The 23,377-nt window shown below is 41.1% G+C and carries 19 protein-coding genes and 1 pseudogene; all 20 read right to left on the bottom strand.

The genetic code is table 11. From position 1 onward, the window contains the following. Window positions 1-335: 335 nt before the first annotated feature. Window positions 336-611: pseudogene (locus tag ACDZ29_RS19395) on the bottom strand (terminase large subunit); the annotation flags it as partial. A gap of 11 nt (window positions 612-622) precedes the next feature. Continuing rightward, window positions 623-1,045, bottom strand: a complete 423-nt coding sequence (locus ACDZ29_RS19390; RefSeq protein WP_375088373.1) for a DoxX family protein — start codon at window positions 1,043-1,045, stop codon at window positions 623-625. A gap of 244 nt (window positions 1,046-1,289) precedes the next feature. Continuing rightward, window positions 1,290-3,230: a DNA mismatch repair endonuclease MutL gene (mutL, locus tag ACDZ29_RS19385; protein WP_375088372.1), complete on the bottom strand. Its 1,941-nt coding sequence runs from the start codon at window positions 3,228-3,230 to the stop codon at window positions 1,290-1,292. Window positions 3,231-3,253: 23 nt separating this feature from the next. Next, window positions 3,254-5,893: a DNA mismatch repair protein MutS gene (mutS, locus tag ACDZ29_RS19380; RefSeq protein WP_375088371.1), complete on the bottom strand. Its 2,640-nt coding sequence runs from the start codon at window positions 5,891-5,893 to the stop codon at window positions 3,254-3,256. A 252-nt stretch (window positions 5,894-6,145) separates the two neighbouring features. Beyond that, window positions 6,146-6,685 carry an outer spore coat protein CotE gene (locus ACDZ29_RS19375; protein WP_289317089.1) on the bottom strand — a complete coding sequence of 180 codons (540 nt, stop codon included), beginning with the start codon at window positions 6,683-6,685 and terminating at the stop codon, window positions 6,146-6,148. A 212-nt stretch (window positions 6,686-6,897) separates the two neighbouring features. Then, window positions 6,898-7,326 carry a RicAFT regulatory complex protein RicA family protein gene (locus ACDZ29_RS19370; RefSeq protein WP_289317090.1) on the bottom strand — a complete coding sequence of 143 codons (429 nt, stop codon included), beginning with the start codon at window positions 7,324-7,326 and terminating at the stop codon, window positions 6,898-6,900. A 1-nt stretch (window position 7,327) separates the two neighbouring features. Further along, window positions 7,328-8,872 (bottom strand): tRNA (N6-isopentenyl adenosine(37)-C2)-methylthiotransferase MiaB, encoded by a 1,545-nt coding sequence (gene miaB / locus ACDZ29_RS19365; RefSeq protein WP_375088370.1) that lies wholly within the window; start codon window positions 8,870-8,872, stop codon window positions 7,328-7,330. A gap of 390 nt (window positions 8,873-9,262) precedes the next feature. Beyond that, window positions 9,263-10,303 (bottom strand): L-threonine 3-dehydrogenase, encoded by a 1,041-nt coding sequence (tdh, locus tag ACDZ29_RS19360; RefSeq protein WP_375091171.1) that lies wholly within the window; start codon window positions 10,301-10,303, stop codon window positions 9,263-9,265. Window positions 10,304-10,539: 236 nt separating this feature from the next. Then, complete coding sequence (locus ACDZ29_RS19355; protein WP_375088369.1) at window positions 10,540-10,854, bottom strand: hypothetical protein; 315 nt, start codon at window positions 10,852-10,854, stop codon at window positions 10,540-10,542. Window positions 10,855-10,902: 48 nt separating this feature from the next. Then, the gene (locus tag ACDZ29_RS19350) at window positions 10,903-11,769 is read right to left on the bottom strand and encodes a 2-oxoacid:ferredoxin oxidoreductase subunit beta (protein ID WP_289324439.1); all 867 of its coding nucleotides are present in this window, start codon (window positions 11,767-11,769) and stop codon (window positions 10,903-10,905) included. Continuing rightward, window positions 11,756-13,513, bottom strand: a complete 1,758-nt coding sequence (locus ACDZ29_RS19345) for a 2-oxoacid:acceptor oxidoreductase subunit alpha (RefSeq protein WP_289317094.1) — start codon at window positions 13,511-13,513, stop codon at window positions 11,756-11,758. The genes ACDZ29_RS19350 and ACDZ29_RS19345 overlap by 14 nt, the downstream gene beginning before the upstream one ends. Window positions 13,514-13,743: 230 nt before the next feature. Further along, a complete protein-coding gene (locus tag ACDZ29_RS19340; RefSeq protein WP_289324438.1) occupies window positions 13,744-14,667 on the bottom strand; it encodes a dipeptidase in 924 nt (307 codons plus the stop codon). Between the two features lie 138 nt (window positions 14,668-14,805). After that, complete coding sequence (gene spoVS, locus ACDZ29_RS19335) at window positions 14,806-15,066, bottom strand: stage V sporulation protein SpoVS (protein WP_029281188.1); 261 nt, start codon at window positions 15,064-15,066, stop codon at window positions 14,806-14,808. Between the two features lie 174 nt (window positions 15,067-15,240). Further along, complete coding sequence (locus tag ACDZ29_RS19330) at window positions 15,241-16,038, bottom strand: TIGR00282 family metallophosphoesterase (RefSeq protein WP_375088368.1); 798 nt, start codon at window positions 16,036-16,038, stop codon at window positions 15,241-15,243. 153 nt (window positions 16,039-16,191) lie between these two features. Next, window positions 16,192-17,751, bottom strand: coding sequence for a ribonuclease Y (rny, locus tag ACDZ29_RS19325; RefSeq protein WP_289317097.1), 1,560 nt, complete (start codon window positions 17,749-17,751; stop codon window positions 16,192-16,194). Between the two features lie 350 nt (window positions 17,752-18,101). After that, the gene (gene recA, locus ACDZ29_RS19320) at window positions 18,102-19,148 is read right to left on the bottom strand and encodes a recombinase RecA (protein ID WP_375088367.1); all 1,047 of its coding nucleotides are present in this window, start codon (window positions 19,146-19,148) and stop codon (window positions 18,102-18,104) included. Between the two features lie 347 nt (window positions 19,149-19,495). Beyond that, window positions 19,496-20,728 (bottom strand): competence/damage-inducible protein A, encoded by a 1,233-nt coding sequence (locus ACDZ29_RS19315; RefSeq protein WP_375091170.1) that lies wholly within the window; start codon window positions 20,726-20,728, stop codon window positions 19,496-19,498. A 22-nt stretch (window positions 20,729-20,750) separates the two neighbouring features. Next, on the bottom strand, window positions 20,751-21,335 hold the full coding sequence (gene pgsA / locus ACDZ29_RS19310; RefSeq protein WP_034313524.1) for a CDP-diacylglycerol--glycerol-3-phosphate 3-phosphatidyltransferase: 585 nt from the start codon (window positions 21,333-21,335) through the stop codon (window positions 20,751-20,753). A gap of 162 nt (window positions 21,336-21,497) precedes the next feature. Beyond that, window positions 21,498-22,406, bottom strand: coding sequence for a RodZ family helix-turn-helix domain-containing protein (locus ACDZ29_RS19305; RefSeq protein WP_353957901.1), 909 nt, complete (start codon window positions 22,404-22,406; stop codon window positions 21,498-21,500). An 8-nt stretch (window positions 22,407-22,414) separates the two neighbouring features. After that, on the bottom strand, window positions 22,415-23,206 hold the full coding sequence (locus ACDZ29_RS19300) for a DUF3388 domain-containing protein (protein ID WP_289324435.1): 792 nt from the start codon (window positions 23,204-23,206) through the stop codon (window positions 22,415-22,417). Window positions 23,207-23,377: the final 171 nt, after the last annotated feature.

Here is a 23,377-nt window from a genome sequence, read left to right as displayed (position 1 = left end):
TGGATGACGTCTAATAAATCGGAATCGAAAAAGGCAATGGAGAACCCCATTACATAAGGGTTCTCCATTGCTTTTAATTACATGATCGGTTAAAAAAGTCGATTTCATTTAACCTCGTAACATCTCACATTAGTTGCGTTTACTTATTTATTTGAATTTATCCATCCCTTGAATTCATGACATTTCATTTCCGAATAGAAAATTTGTTGTCATTTTGGTGGTCATTCATATTATGGTGGTCACCCAATATGGTTAATGGGTTAAAAATCCAGCACACACTTGGATAAGGTTATTCAATACTAGGATTTATCTTAAACAATTTATATATTCCACCGAGTTTCAAGTATTTCTTCCCAGGAAGCAACAGCTCTATTTAAATCTACTTCAGGTAGATTCATCCGCTTGGTCATGAACTCTTCACGGTTAGAAGGATCGTTGGTAAAATCGTATTCTTCATGAACAATATAAAAAAGCCCTTCCGCATATTCGCTTCTGGGCTCACAAAACATCGGGTTTGCTTTTTCCCGCTTGCTTATATCTCCGACTTCTTTCTTGTCATCTAGCTTACAGATAAACGGGAAAATTGATGGTACGAAGGGACTCCCGTTAATTTCACCACTTCCTAAAGTTTGCGGCTATTCGGACGTAGCGCCCACGAGGCGATATTTAATGCAGCATATGACAGCGGTAGGATAATAGAAAACCCGTAATCACCATAATCGTTAGCAAACGCATGAGATAAAGCGGCACCAGTCATTAAAAAGAAGATACCAGCGTGAACCCATTCTTTAAGCCGAGGAACACCTGGCACAACCAGAGCAATGGCTCCAAGCACTTTCCAAATCCCGAGAATGGTCAAGACGTATAATGGGTAACCAAGATTCGTCACTAACTCGATGTTTCCCCCATATTGCATAAGTTGCCCTATACCACTTAACATAACAGCTGCTGCGAGTAGTAATGTGACTGACCAATAAGCAATCATTTTTCCTCGGGGCTGGGTTTCTACTTTCTCGGTTGTTTCCGCACCGATAATCTTACTCATTTGTTTCCTCCTCATAATTGTTTCAAGTGAAACTTATTCAGGTTCCAAACTTTCCAAATGACTAACTCCTAATACTGAGTTACAGTAAACTCGGTACCTAAAAAAAGTTTATGACCGAATGAAAGATAAGAGACGTAAGTAAATAAAATAAATACCCAACTTAGATTCCCCCACCGTTTGTAATTATTAGAACTAAAAAAGCAATGGAGAACCCCATTACATAAGGGTTCTCCATTGCTTTTAATTACATGATTCTCTTAAACATTTTCTCCATTTCATAAATGGAGTAAGAGATGATGATCGGTCTTCCATGAGGGCATGTGAAGGGATCGGTTGTCCGTCTTAGTTCATCCAATAGTGCTTGAATTTCATCATTGCGCAGATGGCGGTTTGCCTTAATGGAGGCTTTACAGCTCATCATGATAGCTGCTTCTTCGCGCAATTTTTTGATGTCGACCTTTTTCATCGATAGCAATTGTTCTATCATTTCTTCAAGGATTTCCTGTTCAATTCCTTTAGGGAACCATTGTGGATGCGATCGGACAATATAGGCGTTATAGCCAAACTCTTCTAAATAGACTCCGACTTTTTCCAACTCATGCCGATATTCATTTATCCGGATACATTGGTCGGTCGAAAATTCAAGGGTGATGGGGACTAGCATATCTTGTAGTTCGTTTTCGACCCGTCCGACTTTTTCTTTAAAATATTCGTATTTGATCCGTTCCTGGGCAGCATGTTGGTCTATGATGTACAAACCTTTTTCGTTTTGGGCGAAAATATATGTTCCATGCATTTGTCCAATTGGGTACATGGGAGGGATTCGACTATCCGGTTCATTCCCCTCGATTTCTTCCTCTTGTTCGACAGTATAGGTTGTATACTTTTCAGCCGACTCGAAATATGGTTTGCTTTCATCATCTTGTAAGACCGGTATATAGGTATCTGCCATTTGTTGCTGTTCGTTGCTGTAGATTAATTCCTTTATTGGTTCGAGATTGAAATCCTCAACAAGCTCCATATGTTTCTTTTGGTCCTGCTTTTCCCGGATCAAGGTATCCTTCAAGAGTGAAGCTTCTTTCCTGGCTTCTTCAAGGACGCGCTTCCCGCTTTCCACGACATGGTCCAATTCCAGCGTAGTTTGCTCACTTTTCACTTGTTCCGGCTTTGGTGCAGGTGTATATCCACTTGGAATTAGAGATATCTTTTTAAAGGAAGATTTAATCGTTTCTGATACGAGACTGTACAATTCCTGTTCCTTGCTGAGCCTTACCTCCATTTTGGATGGATGTACGTTGACATCGACAAGAATCGGATCCATTTCAATATTCAACAAAGCGATTGGAAAACGGCCAATTGGAAGAAGTGTATGGTACCCATCCAAGATCGCTTTCACGAGTGCATAGTTTTTAATGAAGCGGCCGTTTATCATGGTTGATATATAATTCCTTGAAGCCCGGGTGACCTCAGGCATAACGATATAGCCGGATAATTTGAAGTCCAAGGAGCTTGCCTGAATCGGAATCATCTTTTTGGCGATATTCGTACCATAGATTGCAGCTAGCACCTGCCTGACATCCCCGTTCCCATTCGTATGCAGGATACGCTTCCCATTGTGTGATAACCGTATTGAAACATCCGGGTGCGAAAGTGCGAGCCTATTAGCGACATCCGTAATATTTCCTAGCTCGGTATGAATGGTCTTCATATATTTCAACCTTGCAGGAGTATTGTAAAACAAGTCGGAAACCAGGATATCCGTTCCTTTACGGCCGGATGAAGCCTCGAGTTCCTTAACCATGCCGCCTTCTAGAAGTATGCGCGTCCCTACACCTTCACCCGTGCTGCTTTTCAATTCGAAACGGGAAACTGAAGCAATACTGGGCATTGCTTCACCGCGAAAGCCAAGTGTTCGAATTCGGAAGAGGTCATTTTCATCTTTTATTTTACTTGTGGCATGTCGTTTAAATGCTGCCTCTATGTCATCGGCCAAAATCCCATCGCCATTGTCCACGATCCGGATGGAACCAAGGCCAGCCTCCACCAATTCAATCTCTATTATGGTACTGTTTGCATCTATTGAATTTTCCACAAGTTCCTTAACGACTGAGGCTGGGCGTTCCACAACTTCGCCAGCTGCGATTTTATTGGACAAAGCCTCGTCAAGCTGCATGATTTTTCCCATTATTATCGCCTCGCTTTATTTTCTCATTTAAGTTTCTTTTGTAATTTATAAAGGATATTCATCGCCTCAAGCGGCGTCATTTCAAGGATATCGAGTGATTTAATGTCATCCAGCACCTTTTTTTCCTTAGGTGAAGAATTCACTTTCCCTTTAGGAGCCTCTTCCCCAAAGAAGGAAAGCTGTGCCTCATTGGCGGATGTTACAGGAGAGGCTTCAGCTTCAGCTTCGGCAATTGGTGCTTTGACAACAGCAGCGGGCTGTTCAGCCATCGCCTTTGCTTGTCCATTTTCATTCTCTAATTGCGCTAAAATGGCTGCCGCCCGATCAATTAACTGCTTCGGTAAATCAGCAAGCTTTGCAACATGAATACCATAACTTTTATCCGCTGGACCTTCTTTAATTTTATGAAGGAAAACGACATTTCCATTTTGCTCAATAGCACTGACATGGATATTTTTCAATTTAGGCAGTTCTGATGCCAATACCGTCAATTCGTGATAATGAGTCGAAAAGAGGGTCTTGGCTCCAATTTCCTCATGAATGTATTCAATGATGGCCTGGGCAAGCGCCATTCCATCGTAAGTTGATGTTCCCCGCCCGATCTCATCAAATAATATCAAACTGTTTTCTGTCGCATTCATAATCGCATTTCTTGCTTCAAGCATTTCGACCATGAATGTACTTTGACCGGAAATCAAATCATCAGCCGCGCCAATCCTAGTAAATACCTTATCAAAAATAGGCAATTCAGCTATACTTGCGGACACGAAGCATCCAATTTGCGCTAGAATCGATGTTAGCGCAATCTGACGCATATACGTACTTTTCCCCGACATATTGGGCCCTGTGATCAAGAGTAACTCCCGTTCTCCATACATAAAGCAGTCATTGGGGACATACTCCTGTGATTGAAGGACTTTCTCGACCACTGGATGCCTGCCTTCCTTCAGGACGATTTTTCTATCATCAGAAAATACAGGCTTCACATAATGGCGTTCTTCGCTAATCGTCGCAAAGCACTGCAGGACATCCAGTTCACTGACGCCTTTCGCTAAATCCTGTAAGCGCGGGATATAGCTTTTGACCTCTTCACGAAGATTAAGGAATAGGTCATATTCCAAACTGACGCTTTTTTCCTCTGCTTGTAAAATCAAAGCTTCCTTTTCCTTTAATTCAGGTGTGATATAACGTTCGGCATTCGTTAGTGTTTGCTTCCGTTCATAACGCCCTTCTTCAAGCAGATGCAAATTGGCTCGTGTGACTTCAATATAATAGCCAAAAACACGATTATATCCGATTTTCAATGATCTGATCCCTGTGCGTTCCCGCTCTTCTCGTTCCAGCTGTGCAATCCAAGTTTTTCCGTTTCTGCTGGCATCCCTGTACGTATCCAGCTCCTTATGGAAACCGTCCTGAATGATATTCCCTTCCTTCACGGACAATGGCGGGTTTTCTACAAGTGCCGTTTCAAGCAGATCCGTCACTTCTTCACAAGGGTCCAATTTATCGGCAAGAATTGAAATATCCTGATTGGAAGCCATTGACTTCACGATTTCACGAATGATTGGCACCTGTTGCAATGAACGTTTCAATTGAATCAAGTCCCGAGCGTTTACATTCCCGAAGGCGACCCTTCCGGCAAGCCGCTCCAAGTCGTACACTTCCTTAAGCCGTTCACGTAAGTCTTGCCGTTCGAAGTATTGATTTTTCAGGGTTTCAACAAGGCTTTGCCTCCGCTCGATCTGTTTTTTATTAATGAGCGGTCTATCAATCCATTGCTTCAACATCCTTCCGCCCATGGCTGTTTTCGTTTCATCAAGCAGCCATAGTAATGAACCTTTTTTGCCTTTCGAACGAATGGTTTCAGTCAATTCCAAATTGCGTTTGCTATAATAATCAATTTTCATATATTGTGAAGTTTCATATGCAAGCACTGGCTGTAAATGATCCAGGCTGCGCTTTTGAGTACGGTATAGATAATTCAATAAACGTGTGGTCGTCGTTGCCAGTTTCTGGTCTTTTAACAGATGAAGCAATGCAACGAATGACTCGCTTTGAACCAAATTATTCTCTAGGGATAAAGCGGCAGCGCCCCGTTCTTGCAGCTTTTTTTTCCATTCTTCATTGAAATCTTCAGCAATGACCACTTCGCTCGCACCAAGGATGGCAAATTCATTCAGAACTTCTTCAAAACTCTCAATCAAAGTGACCTTATTTTCCCCGGTCGATAAATCATTGTATCCAAAGCCAAACTGCCCATCCGTAAAATAAGTGATGGTGGCAATATAATTATTTTCCTTTTCTCGAAGACCCTTACTATCCATTTTCGTTCCCGGAGTAATCAGCTGGACAACTTCCCTGCGTACCACACCTTTGGCTTGCTTGGGATCTTCAGTCTGTTCACATATAGCTACTTTAAATCCTTTTTCTATCAATATATCAATATAATTAGGAGCCGAGTGATACGGAATGCCGCACATCGGAATTCTGTCTTCACTACCACCTTCTCGGCTCGTTAATGTGATTTCGAGCTCCTGGGATGCATTCAGTGCATCGTCAAAAAACATTTCATAAAAATCGCCTAAACGAAAAAATAAAAAGGCATCCTGGTACTCTGCCTTAATTTTTAAGTATTGCTGTATCATCGGAGTATATCCAGCCATTCCTTCAAAACCTTTCCCAAACTAAAATCTATTACTCATTTATGTCCTTCATTATAACATACGGGAAAGCAACATTGCCTGAATTCGAAATTGAATGGTAAATCAATTATCCTGTGAGATTAACTGTTGTATGTTTGCAGTATCTGCAAACTTTTTTGGTTTCTCATCGTTATGCCTGCAAGGGTCCTGTCCGACTTTAAATTAAATAAAACCGGATGAAGGGAATGTCATCCGGTAGTTACTTTCTATATTCTATTCGTCTTCGAATTCATCAAGGAAATCCGGATCTAAATCTTCAAATTCCTCATCATCGAAATCAGAGCCCCAGTCATCCTCACAGCGGCCATCTGGACTAACAGCGACACAAATTTTCGTTTCGCCGACGACTTCCACAAAGAATTCCCTTTCCACATGGACAATGATTTTTTGTCCACATGGGGAGATGCAAGCTTCTAAACAATTCGGCTGTTGGACAACTGTTGCAAAAATTTCATGGTCATCAAGACAATCGGGATCACGGTATTTCAGCGAAATCACGTCGGTATATTGCACTTTTTCAGTTACAACTTCCGTCTTCGAATTATGGTTATAAGAATACCAGACGTTGATTTCGTAGCTGCCGTGAATTTCTACCTTTTTGCCGACTTTCTTTGCATCGTATTTATGGTTGATGATCCAACAACCTAGAATGCTAGAAGGATGATGAGCCGGGCAAATGGTGTGAGAGGACTTTGTGAATTTACGTCCTTTTGCCACCACCGCTTTAGTAATTATCTCTCTATATTGTGACATGCTAGCGAACCCTCCTCATACAGTTTCCATTCATCCTATGCGTGGTAAAAGTCTAGTGTGCGTAGAATTTTAATTGTTTGAAAACTGCAGTAATGTTTTAAACCTAGGTTATTTTATGCGCATGTTTTGGGATATGTGTCACGAATGGGCGCTGTATAAGGATTTACGCAATATAAAAAAGCCCTTCTGAAATCAGAAGGGCTTTGCCATATTCATGAACAGCTTCCGCCGCCGGCTTGTACTTGTGAACCAGTCTCCCCGCGAAGGACGTCGCCTTCGGTCGATTCAATGATCAGGTCCGTCACCTTATTCGATACTTGTGATGAGACCATTTGTAAGAGATCATTTACATCAACTTGGGATTGCTTGAATTCTTGGACGATCGGAAGTTCATCCAATTGTTTTTCAAGTGCATCAATTTTGGCCTGAACTTGGCTGTATGCTTTCTCTTTTCCGTAATGCTGGAAGTTTACCGCCTGTTTTTGCAAACTCTTGATACTTGCGATCATTTCACGGATTTTTTGGTTTTCATTGATGTGAGCTTCTGCCCGTTTAAAGAAATCGACTTCTTCCGTGCTGGCAATCATTTCAGCAAGCTCGGCCGCTTTTGACAGGATGTCATCTTTAGTATATTTCGTCATATTACTCCACCTCAATCGCCGTTGCTTCTTCAACCATATCCCCATTTAATGACCATGTTTTCGTACCGGTGATTTTCACTTTTACGATTTGGCCAATAGCGGATTTTGGTCCTTTGAAGTTCACGAGCTTATTTTTCGTTGTATAACCTGCTAATACTTCCGCATTCTTCTTGCTTTCGCCTTCAACAAGCACTTCAACAATCTGTCCATCATACTCTTTCATTTTCAACGCGCACGTATCATTGACAAGGGCATTCAAGCGTTGCAGGCGTTCCTTTTTCACTTCCATCGGTACATTATCCTGCATTTTCGCAGCCGGTGTTCCCTCACGTGGTGAATAAATGTAAGTATATGCTGCATCGAAACCAACTTCGCGGTATAAAGACATCGTTTCTTCAAAATGCTCTTCCGTTTCATTCGGATAGCCTACAATGATGTCAGTTGTTAGCGATGCACTTGGGATAGCTTCCTTAATCTTTCTTACCAGCTCTAAATATTGCTCGCGTGTATATTTACGGGCCATGATTTTAAGTGTGTCCGTACTTCCAGATTGAACAGGAAGGTGGATATGGTCAACGAGATTTCCGCCTTTAGCCAGGACTTCGATCAAGTGATCATCAAAGTCACGGGGATGACTTGTCGTAAAACGAATACGCGGAATATCGATTTTGCGGATTTCATCCATCAAATCACCGAAACGATATTCGATATCAGTAAAATCTTTACCATAAGCATTCACATTCTGTCCAAGCAGAGTTATTTCTTTGTAACCCTGAGCCGCTAAATGACGGACTTCCTGTATGATATCTTCAGGTCTGCGGCTTCTTTCTTTCCCCCTTGTGTAAGGTACGATGCAGTATGTACAAAACTTATCGCAGCCATACATGATATTGACCCATGCCTTCGTTTTGCCTTTACGCACCTTCGGAAGATTCTCGATTACATCACCTTCTTTAGACCAAACCTCAATGACCATTTCCTTGGATAGATAAGCTTCATTAAGAATTTGCGGCAGCCTGTGGATATTATGCGTTCCGAAAATCATATCTACAAAATGGTGCTTCTCAAGAATCCGCTTTACAACTGACTCCTCTTGCGACATACAACCGCAAACCCCAAGCAATAGATCCGGCTTTTCCAATTTTAATGATTTTAAATGCCCCAATTCACCGAACACTTTATTCTCTGCGTTTTCCCGAATTGCACATGTGTTAAGTAAAATGACGTTAGCATCATCCACCGTGTTTGTCGGTTCATAACCAAGTGCCGTAAAGATGCCCGCCATGACTTCAGTATCATGTTCGTTCATTTGACAGCCGTATGTACGAATGTAAAACTTTTTGCCTTCTCCCATCCCACGGAAACCTTCAGGAATTGCAAAGTCATCATGATATTCTACTTCTTCTTTTCCTCGCTTTTTCGCATCTTTTAAGGAAGGCGGAATATAAACGGCTTGAAAGTACTTACTGAAGTCCTTATCGGATTTTTTGTCCGCTGGATTTTCAGCCTGTACTTGTTGTGATTCTAAACGTTGTTTCTCGTTCATAGTTAATCTCCTTTCAAAATAGTTAGTTTATTTCTTCCCCCAACTATTTCAAGACCTATCTTCTAATGGTTTTTATACGGATTCCTTATTAAGAATTACCAGTAAATATTAGCTTTTAAGTGTGATATATCCACATTAACATAGTATAAAGCTTTTAACAGCAAGAAACAATCATTCTGTCGTGCCTTCTTCAATTGTAAGAAACTTTTCACAAATGCGGAAAATAAGAACATGAAAGAAGAGGCTTGAATCGTATATTCACTATGACGAAATTAGCCTCTTCTTATTCATTTATTGGATGACCCCTGGCACCTTATCAGCTTTTTCAAATCCAGATAATCCTATTTCCAGTTGATTCAAAACCTCTCATTCCTCCTCCTTTTCAGATGGTTAAGGTATCAGAAGCACCTTACCACACTGACCTTTGATCATCATTTCAAATCCCTTCTCAAAATCGCTTAGCGGAAAACGGTGTGTAATCATTGGTTTTACATCAACCTTGCCACTTCCAAGCAGACTGGAAACCTGTTGCCAGGTTGAAAACATTTTCCTTCCGGTTATCCCTTGGACAATAAGACCCTTGAATACAATATCATCCGTTATATTAAGAGTGACGGGCTGAGACGGCAGACTTAGAATTGATATCCTTCCACCGTTTGTCGCCATCTTAAACCCTTGTTCGATAGCTATCGGATTACCGCTCATTTCGCAAACCACATCCACTCCATCCCCATTTGTCAGACCTTTCGTGATTTCCAGTGGATTCTGTTTAATTGAATGAATGAGGTCTGTAGCCCCCATCTTTTTGGCAAGCTGAAGTCGATAATCATTAATATCAAGAGCGATTACTTTATCAGCACCTGCAGCCTTCGCTACAGCAACTGCCATAAGCCCAATTGGACCACAGCCGATTATGGCCACCGTTTTACCCAGTACCTCGCCAGCAAGCACTGAATGGACGGCATTTCCCATCGGTTCTTGGATGGTAGCGATATCGAGTGGCATATCATTTGGATTTTTCCATAGATTTTTGGCGGGCAGAGCTATATACTCTGCAAAGCACCCTTGTTTATCGAGACCGATAATGTTGGTGTTTTTACAAATATGGAATTGTCCTGTTAAGCATTGCCTGCATGTACCGCAAACTATATGTGTTTCGGCTGATACACAATCACCAACCGCTACATTGCTCACACTTGCCCCTATCTCGATTACTTCCCCAGCAAATTCGTGCCCAAATACGTATGGTGGATTCACTCTTCCCTGCGACCATTTATCCCAGGTGAAAATATGAATATCCGTTCCACAGATTGAGGTCAATTTCACTCGAATCAAGACTTCGTCATCACGAATTTCCGGAATATCGACAACTTGTAATTGTGCCCCATAACCTCGGTGATGTTTGACGACTGCTTTCATTTTTCCTCTCAACATGTACACTCCCCCTGAAATAGGGCTGTTCTTTTCATCTACCTTAATATGTAAAGATATGAAAAACTAATTAAAAAAATACCATAATCGCTTTTGTACCAGCCTTCTCACATTAATTTTGATGATTTTGGGCATTAGTACATTTTTGTTAAATGGGTCATGTTTCTATAGCATCTCGTCCGCTCTCGAATAAGATATCTTGTACAACCAAAATAAACGAAGGAGTGACTTATATGTCATGTAACAATAATCACCATCATGATAATAATAATAACGACAGAATCGCAGACGATTTTTGTCGTGCTGTGAGAGGCTGTAATAGGCGCGACCGCGATAGAGACCGTGATCGGGACCACGACCGGGACCGCGATCGGGACCGCGATAGAGACCGCGATCGCGATCGGGACCGCGATCGGGACCGCCATCATCACCATCACCATTGTTGTTGCAGAAGGAATCGTTGCAATTTCTTCGGCGGCTTTGGATGCAATAACGGTTGGTGGTAAGCTAATCCAGAGAGTATAGTGATTCTCTCTACTTGAGCTTTCCAATTAATCACAAAAAAGGTTCACCCCATCTTAGGGGTGAACCTTTTCGTTTTACATAAATTCTTCAACAAGCTTATCAAAATGTGCTTGATCCAGTGTAAGATCTGATTTATTTAACGCTTCTTCAGCATATCCCGGCACTAATTCCTGGTACGAAGGACGTGAAGAGTCTTGATAAATAATCCCTGTCACAAGGCCGTCATGTTTCATCAAAGTCTGCATCGCCTGTTCTTTATTCGATGAATCATAGCCTTCAATCGTGTTCAATTTAGTTAAGTTTTGTTTAAACCAATCATACGTATTGATCTTATTATAAGTTACGCATGGAGAGAAAACATTGATAAAGGAGAATCCTTTATGGTTTATCCCTGCTTCAATGATTGCCGTCAGGTCTTTTAAGTCAGTGGAAAAGCTTTGGGCTACAAACGTAGCGCCAGCTGACAATGCTAATTCCATAGGTGAAACAGACTGTTCTATTGATCCTTCTGGAGTGGATTTCGTTTTAAATCCAGCAGCGGACCTAGGAGAAGTCTGGCCTTTTGTCAATCCATAAATTTGGTTATCCATGACAATATAAGTAATGTCGATATTACGACGGATCGCATGAATGGTGTGTCCCATCCCGATTGCAAATCCATCTCCGTCACCGCCAGAAGCTATAACGGTCAATTCACGGTTGGCCATTTTCACTCCTTGGGCAATTGGCAGTGAGCGGCCATGGATTCCGTGGAAACCATATGACTTGATGTAACCGGATATACGCCCTGAACAGCCGATACCGGAAACTACAGCCAAATTCTCCGGCTCCAATCCTACATTTGCTGCCGCACGCTGCATGGCAGCCTGAACGGAGAAATCACCGCAGCCAGGACACCAGTTAGGTTTTACATCATTACGAAACTCTTTAAACGTTGCCATATTCGAACATCTCCTTGCATTGTGTGTGAATTTCATGCGGGAGGAATGGGTTGCCATCATATTTTAGGATGCTTTTAATTTTATTAACATGTCCGACATTCATCTTGATAATATTAGCCAATTGTCCAGTCGCATTATTTTCAATAACTACTACTTTCTTGGCACTTTGCACCAATGATAGGACTTCATCAGCTGGGAAAGGATGTATCAACCGGATTTGCGCATGATTCACTTTCATTCCATCCGTTTCCAACCGGCCGATCGCTTCATCAATCGTCCCGCGTGTTGAGTTAAAACCAAGAATTAATAAATCCGCTTCTTCATGCGGTGTGTTTTTGTATACTGGCGTATGGAATGTGTTTGTAAGATTATTAAGCTTACGCATCCGTTTATCCATTTGCACTTTACGATTCAAAGCCGTTTCAGAAGGTCTGCCCGTTTCATCATGTTCAACACCTGTAACATGGTGAATTCCATTTTTCATTCCAGGAACTACACGTGGGGAGACCCCGTCTTCAGTTACTTCATAACGCTTGAAGTATGATTTGTTTTCATCCTCTTCAATTTCAAAGTCCACCAATTTACCGCGTCTTATCTCCACTTTTCCGTAATCAAGCGGCTGAACCGTCTGTTTACCTAGTGATAGCTGTAAGTCGGATAAAATGATAACTGGACATTGATATTCCTCTGCAAGGTTGAATGCTTCTGCCGTATCATAAAAAGCTTCCTCGACTGTACTCGGAGCCATGACGATTTTAGGAATTTCACCATGTGTACCATAAATCATGGCCATTAAATCGGATTGCTCCTGTTTTGTAGGAAGTCCCGTAGATGGACCACCACGTTGAGTATCGACAATGACAATTGGCGTCTCGGTGATGCCCGCTAGACCAATCGCTTCCATTTTCAATGAAAGTCCAGGTCCAGCTGAAGCTGTGATGGCACGTACACCACCATAGTTTGCACCGATCGCCATTGTAGCTGCTGCGATTTCATCTTCAGTCTGTATGACCGTCCCACCCAATTGAGGAAGTTTTTTAATTAGGTATTCCATAATTTCCGAGGCCGGAGTAATCGGGTAAGCTGCCATGAAGCGGCAACCGCCTGCAACTGCGCCTAAAGCGATAGCATCGTTTCCGATCATGAACAATCGTTTTTGGCCATCTGCCTTTTCCAGCTCCATTGCGCCCAGTTTTTCTCCAAGCATCACTTCCATTGCTTTGTAGCCAGCAGTAATGGCATCCATATTCTTCTTAACGATTTCTTCACCTTTACGGCCGAATATTTCATCAACCACATCGTTGAATACGGAAATTTCCATTCCCAGAACAGCACATGTCGCACCGATAGCGACCATATTTTTCATTAATGATGTTCCTAATTCCGCTGCTATTTCCGTAAATGGAACAATATATAATTCTGCCTTTGTATCTTCTGGGCAGACAGGTTTGAATTTTGCATCTGCGATTATGATGCCACCTTCATGTAATTCTTTATAATTGACGTCAATTGTTTCTTGGTCAAAAGCAACTAAGATGTCTAAATCATCAGAGATAGCACGAGTTTCCGTAGTACTTACACGAATTTTGTTATTCGTGTGTCCACCCTTGATTCGGGATGAGAAATGACGGTAGCCATACAAGTAATAACCTAAGCGATTGAGGGCAATACAGAATATTTCTCCTGTACTTTCAATACCTTCACCTTGTTGTCCGCCAACTTTCCATGAAAGTTGATTGATCATGTCTTACACTCCTTTAGGACGTTCGTATATAAATGCATTTAAAACGCACCTCTCTTCAGAACATTCGACTATGTATAATTAATCGTTCTAATATAGAAAAGGTGTACTAAACGCTTTCAATTCTATCGGTTAAATCATTAAATTGCAACCTTTTTGCTTTTATTTTTTATATTTTCAGAATATTTATTCATATCTATATAGTAAGAATTAAAAATTACTTAAAATATTTCCTATTTAAGCGGAAAATTACGAGTGAAATTACCAAAAAGGAGGCCTTTTACAAACTCACTTGAATAAAGCCTGTTCAGTTCATTGATAAGGTTATGATAATCCTTATATGACATTAATTCTTCTACCATATGATCGATTCCATCAAAGTCAGAGCCTAATCCAATTTGTCTTTCCCCGCCCAAATTGCATATATGCTCTATATGTTTCAAGATATCCTTTATCGAAGCCGAATCACCATTTGATAGAAATTGAGGGACAAAGGTTACCCCTATCACTCCATTTTTTTGTAAAAGGGCTTTTATCTGGCCGTCTTTCAAATTTCGCGGATTCGAACAAAGATGATAGGCATTCGAATGTGAGGCAATTGGGAATTTTGCCAGTTTTAGGGTGTCCCAAAATCCAGCTTCAGATAAATGGGATAAATCACACCAAATTGACTTCTCATTCAAAAGCGCCACCACCTCCGCTCCAAACCCTGTCAATCCGCCGCCTCTTGATTCTAATGCACCATCAGCTACCAAGTTGGCGTAATTCCAAGTTAGACCTACTGAGGACACTCCAAGATGAATTAAGGTTTTAAGTTTCAACAAATCATTTCCAATGCAATCGCACCCCTCCAAAGTTAGCACCGCACCTATTTCCTTTTCTTTTAGAGAATCGATATCTGCCTTGGTTTTTATAAATTTCATTTCCGGCTCTGATAAAATCTTTTCATGAAAAAGATCCACCATTGCCAAAGCCGCTTGAAATCTCATATCAGGGTGTACTTTTTCAGGAATATATATTGCAAAACATTGGACTTTTCCTCCTTGATCCAATAATCCCCGCTTCGTTATATGTAATTTATCACTATCCAAAAAAGTAATATCCGGATCTATGAACATCTTCATCAACACATCACAATGTGCATCAAAAATTGCCAATGTAATCCCCCTTCCTGTCCCTGTCCCTTAAAGGATCATATACTCCATTATAAAGGGACCCGGGTTTTTCGTCATTTGGATTTCAGGACAAAAAAGAGCCTGCTCGCCATTCGACAAACAGGACACCCACTCATGAAATTATCTTGGTTCAATGATTAGCTTTATTGCCGTTCTCTCTTCGCCGTCAATAAGTATATCTGTAAAGGCAGGAATACAAATCAAGTCAACTCCACTAGGTGCGACAAACCCTCTTGCGATTGCTACTGCCTTGACGGCTTGATTTAACGCACCTGCACCGATTGCTTGTATTTCGGCTGCCCCTCTTTCCCTGAGCACTCCCGCTAGTGCGCCTGCTACAGAATTAGGATTAGATTTTGCTGAAACTTTTAATATTTCCATTCCTAGTCCTCCTTGTTTTCCCTGCCGATTCTAACTTGGCTCAATAGTTATAACACTTTCCACTGCTACTATATTCATCAAGTAAAACTTGTATGACAAAGAAAACCGGGATTGTCCACCATTTATTAAAGAATGAAAAAATGGATGGCCAGTTTGACTGTCCATCCATTCAAATCAATTATAAAAGGGGTGATCTTCGTTAATCAAAATTCTTTCTATTTTTTTAGCACTGCCAGTTTTATCATCAATTTCAAGGAGAACTCCACTTAATAGGGTCCGGCCCTCTTTAGGCACTTCGAAACGGACAGGGAGGCTAGTTAAGAACCGATGAATGACTGCCCCTCTGTCCATACCAAGGATGCCATCATACGGTCCTGTCATGCCTACATCTGATATGTAAGCGGTGCCCGCAGGTAAAATACGGTTATCGGCTGTCTGGACGTGCGTGTGTGTACCAACAACGGCTGTAACCTTACCATCCAGGAACCACCCCATAGCTTGCTTTTCACTTGTAGCTTCTCCATGAAAATCGACAAAAATGATTGGTGTCCTTTTTTGAGCCTCCGCCACTAGTTCTTCCGCCTTTTTGAACGGACAGTCTAAATCCGGCATGAATGTTCTAGCTTGCAAATTGATGACCGCTATTTCCTGCTGATTCAATTTTAAAAATTTCATTCCTTCTCCTGGTGCTCCATCTGGAAAATTCGCTGGACGGACGAGATATTTCGCATCATCAATAAAATTAAAAATGTCGCGATTATCCCATGTATGGTTTCCCATGGTCACCGCCTGCGCTCCCCACTCTAAAAAACTGCGGTAAATCTTTTCTGTAATTCCCCGGCCACTTGCAGCATTTTCCCCATTGATTACCGTGATATGCGGACGATACTTTTCTTTTAACTTAGGAAGGTATTCTTGGATCATGTCACGTCCAGGAGACCCCACTACATCTCCAATAAATAACAATTTCATTGTAAAACCCTTTCTAGATTCACCTAATTATATGAATTATTCAAGTATGTATTGTAACATAATTTGGGGTAATTATAGGAATTACGCTTAACGATTAATATCGGAAAAAGAAAAAACGAAGTGGTTTGCACCACTTCGTCTTTCATTAACAATTTATTTGGCGTATTCGACTGCTCTTGTTTCACGGATGACCGTAACTTTTATATGACCTGGATAATCGAGCTCTTCTTCAATCCTTTTTCGGATATCACGTGCGAGTCGATGAGCCGAAAGATCATCGATTTGTTCTGGTTTCACTAGAATCCGCACTTCACGTCCGGCTTGAATCGCAAATGATTTTTCCACTCCGTCATAGGATTCGGAAATTTCCTCAAGTTTTTCAAGTCTTCTAATGTAATTTTCAAGCGTTTCACTTCTAGCACCTGGTCTTGCAGCTGATAATGCGTCAGCGGCAGCCACAAGAACTGAAATGATGGAAGTTGGTTCCGTATCGCCATGATGTGAAGCGATGCTGTTAATGACCGTTGGATGCTCTTTATATTTGGTTGCTAATTCAACGCCAATTTCAACGTGACTGCCTTCCACTTCATGATCAATCGCTTTCCCAATATCATGCAATAAACCTGCACGGCGGGCAAGAACCTCATCCTCACCAAGCTCAGCGGCCAGTAAACCTGAAAGCTGGGCCACTTCAATTGAATGCTTAAGTACGTTTTGCCCATAACTTGTACGGAACTTCAAACGCCCTAGTATTTTGATGAGATCTGGATGAAGACCGTGAACTCCAACTTCAAAAGTTGTTTGTTCACCAATTTCACGAATATGTTCATCTACCTCACGTCTTGCTTTGTCAACCATTTCTTCAATTCGAGCCGGATGGATCCGTCCGTCCTGAACAAGTTTTTCAAGAGCCAAGCGTGCCGTTTCCCGTCTAATTGGATCAAATCCAGATAAAATGACAGCTTCAGGAGTATCATCGATAATAAGGTCAATACCTGTTAGCGTTTCTAACGTCCGGATATTTCGTCCTTCACGTCCGATAATCCGTCCTTTCATTTCATCGTTTGGAAGATTTACTACAGAAACGGTGGTTTCTGCAACATGATCAGCCGCACAACGCTGAATGGCAAGAGAAAGAACTTCTTTTGCTTTTTTATCAGCTTCTTCTTTGGCACGGGTATCACTTTCTTTAATCATAAGCGCTACATCGTGAGCCAGCTCGTTTTCCATTCGGTCTATAATGATTGCTTTAGCTTCTTCACGAGTTAAACCGGAAACACGTTCAAGCTCTGTTTGCTGCTTACGAACCGTCTCGTCCACTTTGCTTTCCATCTCTTCAATATGCTGTTGTCTTTGGTTTAGAGAATCTTCTTTTTTCTCCAAAAGGCTTTCACGTTTGTCTAACGTTTCATCCTTGCGGTCCAGATTCTCTTCTCTTTGCAATAACCGATTTTCTTGTTTTTGTAATTCGTTCCTTCTTTCACGGGATTCCCGATCCGAATCGGAACGAACTTTATGAATTTCATCTTTTGCTTCCAACAAGGCTTCTTTCTTAAGTGCTTCCGCTTCACGTTTTGCATCCTCAAGGATGTGTTCCGCAGAGCCCTTTGCCCCTGCTATTTTACTCTCAAATTTTGATTTGTGAATAAAATAACCAACAACTGCACCGACGATTAGGCCAAGCAAAGTGAAGATGATTGTCATGGGTTCCATCGTTTCACCTCCCCTTGCTATGAACTTTTTACATAAAATGTTGAACTGTCGGCAAGTACATTGCACATAAATTCAATATACAGCACTTAATTTTCAAAATTTTAGTTTGAAAAATTGTAAAATATACATATTAATTGTATAGTTGAGAATTTTTATTGTCAAGCGTTTGTCCCTTATGTATCAATGATTATTCAAGTTTTCTTAATATCAACCATCATTAACTACAGCATTCATTATGGAAGAAGTCTGGATATCTGTTTTCAATGCCATTTAATCCGCTGAAAATTTCGCACTTTTCTCACAATATATAGAAAAGGCCTAAGCGAACAAGCTTAGGCCTTTTCCTACCATTAATCAAGTAATTCAAAATGCTCTTCTGTTTCATTTTCTTCTGGTGGTAATTCATGCTCTCCATCAAGATTATAGTGATCTCTGATTTTCCGAGAAATTTCCAGAGCGATATCCTGATTTTCTTTCAAGAACAGCTTCGCATTTTCGCGGCCTTGTCCGACACGCTCTTCATTGTATGAGTACCACGATCCGCTTTTAAGGACGATATCAAGATCTGCACCCATATCGATGATTTCACCTTCCTGGGAAATCCCTTGACCATACATGATGTCAACTTCTGCTTGACGGAATGGTGGAGCAACTTTGTTTTTTACAACTTTGATTTTGGTTTTATTACCAACGATTTCATTACCTTGTTTTAATTGTTCCGCACGACGCACTTCCAGACGAACTGTTGAATAGAACTTCAATGCCCGGCCTCCCGGAGTCGTTTCTGGATTTCCAAACATAACACCTATTTTTTCACGTACTTGGTTAATGAAAATGGCAATGGTATTTGATTTATTAATGGCACCAGACAGTTTTCTAAGTGCCTGAGACATCATCCGGGCTTGAAGACCCATATGGGAATCTCCCATTTCGCCTTCTATTTCAGCTTTAGGAACAAGTGCTGCCACCGAGTCAATGACAATGATATCTACCGCTCCACTTCGAACTAACGCTTCAGCGATCTCTAAGGCTTGTTCACCAGTATCAGGCTGCGAAAGCAGTAACTCATCAATATTCACACCAAGTTTTTCTGAATACGCTGGATCTAAAGCATGCTCGGCATCAATGAATGCAGCCGTGCCTCCAGTTTTTTGTACTTCTGCAATAGCATGTAAGGCAACAGTCGTTTTACCGGAGCTTTCAGGTCCATATATCTCAATGACCCGGCCTCTTGGATATCCGCCCACTCCCAATGCTACGTCCAATGCTAAAGAACCGCTTGAAATCGTTGAAATCCTACGATCAGTCTGTTCCCCAAGTTTCATAATAGAACCTTTACCAAATTGTTTTTCAATTTGTTTTAACGCCATATCTAAAGCCGCTTGACGATCACTCACTCAATTTCCTCCTCTATATTCAAATAATCGGCTGTCCGATTAAAGGTGTACTTACGTTAGCAATTTATTTGAGATCAAGGTTTGCATCCTGTCTCAAAACCTATCTTTACTATATACTCTTTTTACTATTTTGCCAAGCAAAAAGTCGAACATTCATTCGTTTTTTTCTTGCGGGATATTCTTTGTAAAAAAGCTTTTTATCTTAATGAAATCTCCATTTCCTTTCACTTACTCCCTAAAAAAAACATTTTCATTGAATTAACTTTTTTCTTTTTTCCCTTTTTTTCAAGAAACAAACTTCTTGAACCAAATAAAAAGCAGAGCTGTAAAAAGCTCTGCTTCAGCGTTCATAAATCCCTTAATAGGTAATGACATCCGTACTTCACACTGCGAATACGGTTCTGCGCCCTGCTTCCGGAAAGGTTCAACTCTTTGAAATGAGTGTTTCCATCCCGATATGAAATGCCGATAAATACTGTCCCTACAGGCTTGCCTTCTTGTTCATCCGGCCCTGCGACACCCGTAAAGCTTATGCCTACATCCGCATCGAGCTTTTTCCGGACATTAGAGGCCATTTCCATTGCACACTCACCGCTGACCACCCCATGCTCGGAGATGGTATTATCACTGACGCCGAGGACATTCGACTTCGCATCATTCGTATAGCTGACAATACCGCCTTTGAAGACTTTACCGGCGCCTGGGATGGTTGTCAGCTGTTCTTGGAACATCCCTCCGGTCAAACTTTCGGCTGCCGCGATCGAAAGCTTGCGGACCGTCAATTCTTTTACAAGTTCCTTTATTAGCGAAGTATTATCACTTCCATAATAGAACTTACCTACCCTGCTAAGAATTTCTTTTTCCGCTTCTAAAATAAGCTCATCGCATTTTTCTTTAGAAGAGTCTTTAGCGGTGATCCTTAACGTCACTTCCCCTTCGGCTGCCAACGGAGCAATTGTCGGATTCGTTTGATTGACAAGGAGATCTTCAATCACCGTTTCCAGTTCGGCTTCACCTATCCCGTAAAACCGAAGAACCTTGGAATCGATCCGTTCATGCTTTTCCAATTTATTCATGATCGATTCATAACCATAACTTAAAAACATCGGCTCCATTTCACTTGGCGGCCCAGGCAGGAGCATATATGTAATCCCGGATTTGGACAAGACCATTCCCGGTGCCATGCCATGATCGTTTGCCAACACTTCACTGCCTTCTAAGACAAGGGCCTGCTTTTTGTTGTTTTCCGTCATGGTCCGTTCCCGTTTTTGGAAGTAAGCTTCAATGGATTGCAAAGCTTCATCATTAAAAACCAGCTTTTTCCCTATATGGCGAGCAATCGTTTCCTTCGTTAAATCATCTTTGGTAGGACCGAGTCCACCGGTAAAGACAATCAAGTTCGCCCTTGATTCAGCGATTTCTATAGCTTGTTGCAATCGCCGGTCGTTATCCCCAACCACAGTATGGTAAAAAACATTGATCCCCATTTCCGCAAACTGCTGCGATAAGAATCTTCCATTAGTGTTATTGATTTGTCCTAAAAGAAGCTCTGAGCCCACTGCAATGATTTCTGCATCCATCTTTTCAAAACCACCATTCGTTTTACTTAGAATTAACAAATACTTCTTTGTTTTTTATAAAATAATCCAAACCTGACCATATTGTAAAGATTAATGCAATCCATAATGCGATATTAGCAAACGGAAGTGAAATGAGGGCAAATGGAAGGTTATGCAGCAATAATGCTGAAATGGAAACGATTTGTGCCCATGTTTTAATTTTACCAAGCTGGTTCGCTGCAACCACTTCGCCTGTACCCGCTAATACCAAACGCAAACCGGTCACGGCAAACTCACGACTTATGATCACGATGGCAATCCAAGACTGACCGTACATTAAATCCAGATCAACCAAAACAATTAGGGCAGCCGAAACCAGAAGCTTATCAGCCAATGGATCTAAAAATTTCCCTAAATCAGTAATCATATTATATTTTCTGGCAAAATGGCCATCGATCCAATCCGTAGTAGAAGCGATAATAAAGAGGATGGCTCCAGCTAGGTGCGCCACTGGCAAACTGTATTCTCCCCAAGTCAACGTCCCCCATGAAAAAGGTACGAGCATGATAATTAAAAATACTGGTATTAAACAGATTCTTGCTACTGTAATCTTATTAGGCAAATTCAAAACTTTTAACCTCCAAAATTTACGCCTGCCATTTCGGCAATGCGTTTTAGATCTTAACATAATGCTTATATGTATAATTTAACTCAAAATACAATCTAATATGCCGGGTGGACCATTTCCCGCCTGAATTATATAGAGAAAAAATAGTCATCTATAAGATGACTATTCGGCTTTCGTAAATTGTATCGTTACCAATTGCGTATTCACTTCAGTCGGTGAAATGGAATACTCCAGCTTCTCATCATTCACAAAAATTTCCGTTTCATACGCTCTGCCAACATTGATGACTGCTTCTTTTTCATTGGTGAAATCAACTTCCTGGCTTTTGTTCTTGTCGATGGTGCCCTGGAATAGTAATTTACCTTCACCATTTTTTATGCCAACCCATGGTGAGCCTTTGGAAGTCACCTTTAATTTAAAGGTATCCGTATCTTTTAATTCATACGTACTATTTTTACCGGTGGAACTGATGACGCTAAGTTTTTGCTCTTTCTTTTCATCTTTAACATCTGATTCATCTTCAGTCTTCTTATCAGATGAATCTGGTTTTACTTCATTCTGTTTCTTGTCTGCATTCTCTTTTTCTTCGTTAAAGCCATCACTTTTATTGTAGCCCACGGCTTCATTCTCTTTAGCGTTCTTTTTATCATCATTATCTGGGTTACCCATATAGTTCAATACCAGTACCCATATCAAAACGGCCACACCAATTACTAAAACGACAGCCAAGATCTTCGGTAACATTTCTACAACCTTCGAATCCCCTGCCGGTATCGTTTTTCTGGATTGGACCCTTGAAAGCTGTTCTGGCAATTCCTCGCTATAGACTGAGGGCACTTCACTCTTATATTGTTCAAAAATCTCTTCTGAATCCACCCCGACCGCTTCACAATATTGCTTTATGAATGCCCGTACATAGAACTTTCCAGGCATCATACTGTAATTTCCCTCTTCAATGCCAATGAGGTAACGCTTTTGAATCTTCGTTAATTCCTGTAAATCTTCTAGGCTAAGACCTTTTGCTTCCCTAGCTTCCTTTAATCGATTACCTAACTCAGTCAAATAAAACACCTGCCATTTTAAAAGTCAAAGGAACCAAAATCGGACCCTGAAAACTGGTCTTTTTGGTCTACAACTTCATATGTTATTTCTTCTTCTGGATTGTTTCGCAATTCAATAATATAATCAAAGTCTTCTAGGGTATACTCCGTATTTTGGACAAAAACATCCGGATGTTCAATGACTTTAACAGCATCAAGCCTCATTATTTCGCGAATCAACTGCCAATGACGCTCATTTGCACGGCGAGTGGAAACAATTCCATCTAAAATGAACAAATTATCATTATTATATTCATCCTCAATAAGCTGACTGCGGATAGTCTGCTTCAAAAGGGTCGATGACACAAACAACCATCTCTTATTAGCACATACACTCGAAGCAACGATAGATTCAGTTTTCCCGACACGCGGCATGCCTCGTATCCCGATTAATTTATGACCTTCCTGTTTAAATAGCTCGGCCATGAAATCGACAAGCAAGCCTAGCTCATCACGGACAAACCTAAAAGTGTTCTTCTCATCAGCATCGCGCTGAATATAACGGCCATGCCTGACAGCGAGACGATCACGCAATTTAGGTTCCCGCAGCTTAATGACCTTTATCGTATCCATCGTATGGAGGATTGATTCGAATCTTTCTATATTACGGCTGTCTTTCGCCAACAAAAGTAAACCACGCCTGCCTTCATCGACCCCGTTAATAGTGATGATATTGATGGACAGCATACCCAGCAGGGAGGAAATATCCCCTAATAAACCAGGACGGTTCACTTGAATTTCATATTCAAAATACCATTCTTTATTCTCCACGATAACACTCCTTAAGCCTAAAAGCTTTTACCCAACATCCGGGGCAAAACTTATCCACCGTAAATTTCAAGATCTGCACCCATTAATTATTATTGTCTAGCTTCTATAATATAGCATTTCGGGATAAGTTAAAAGGAAAAACCCTATAAAAATATTCATTTTTATATAAGA

The organism is Peribacillus sp. RS7, from assembly GCF_041956845.1.
Lineage (GTDB): Bacteria > Bacillota > Bacilli > Bacillales > DSM-1321 > Peribacillus.
This window is presented reverse-complemented; position numbering and strand designations above follow the sequence as displayed.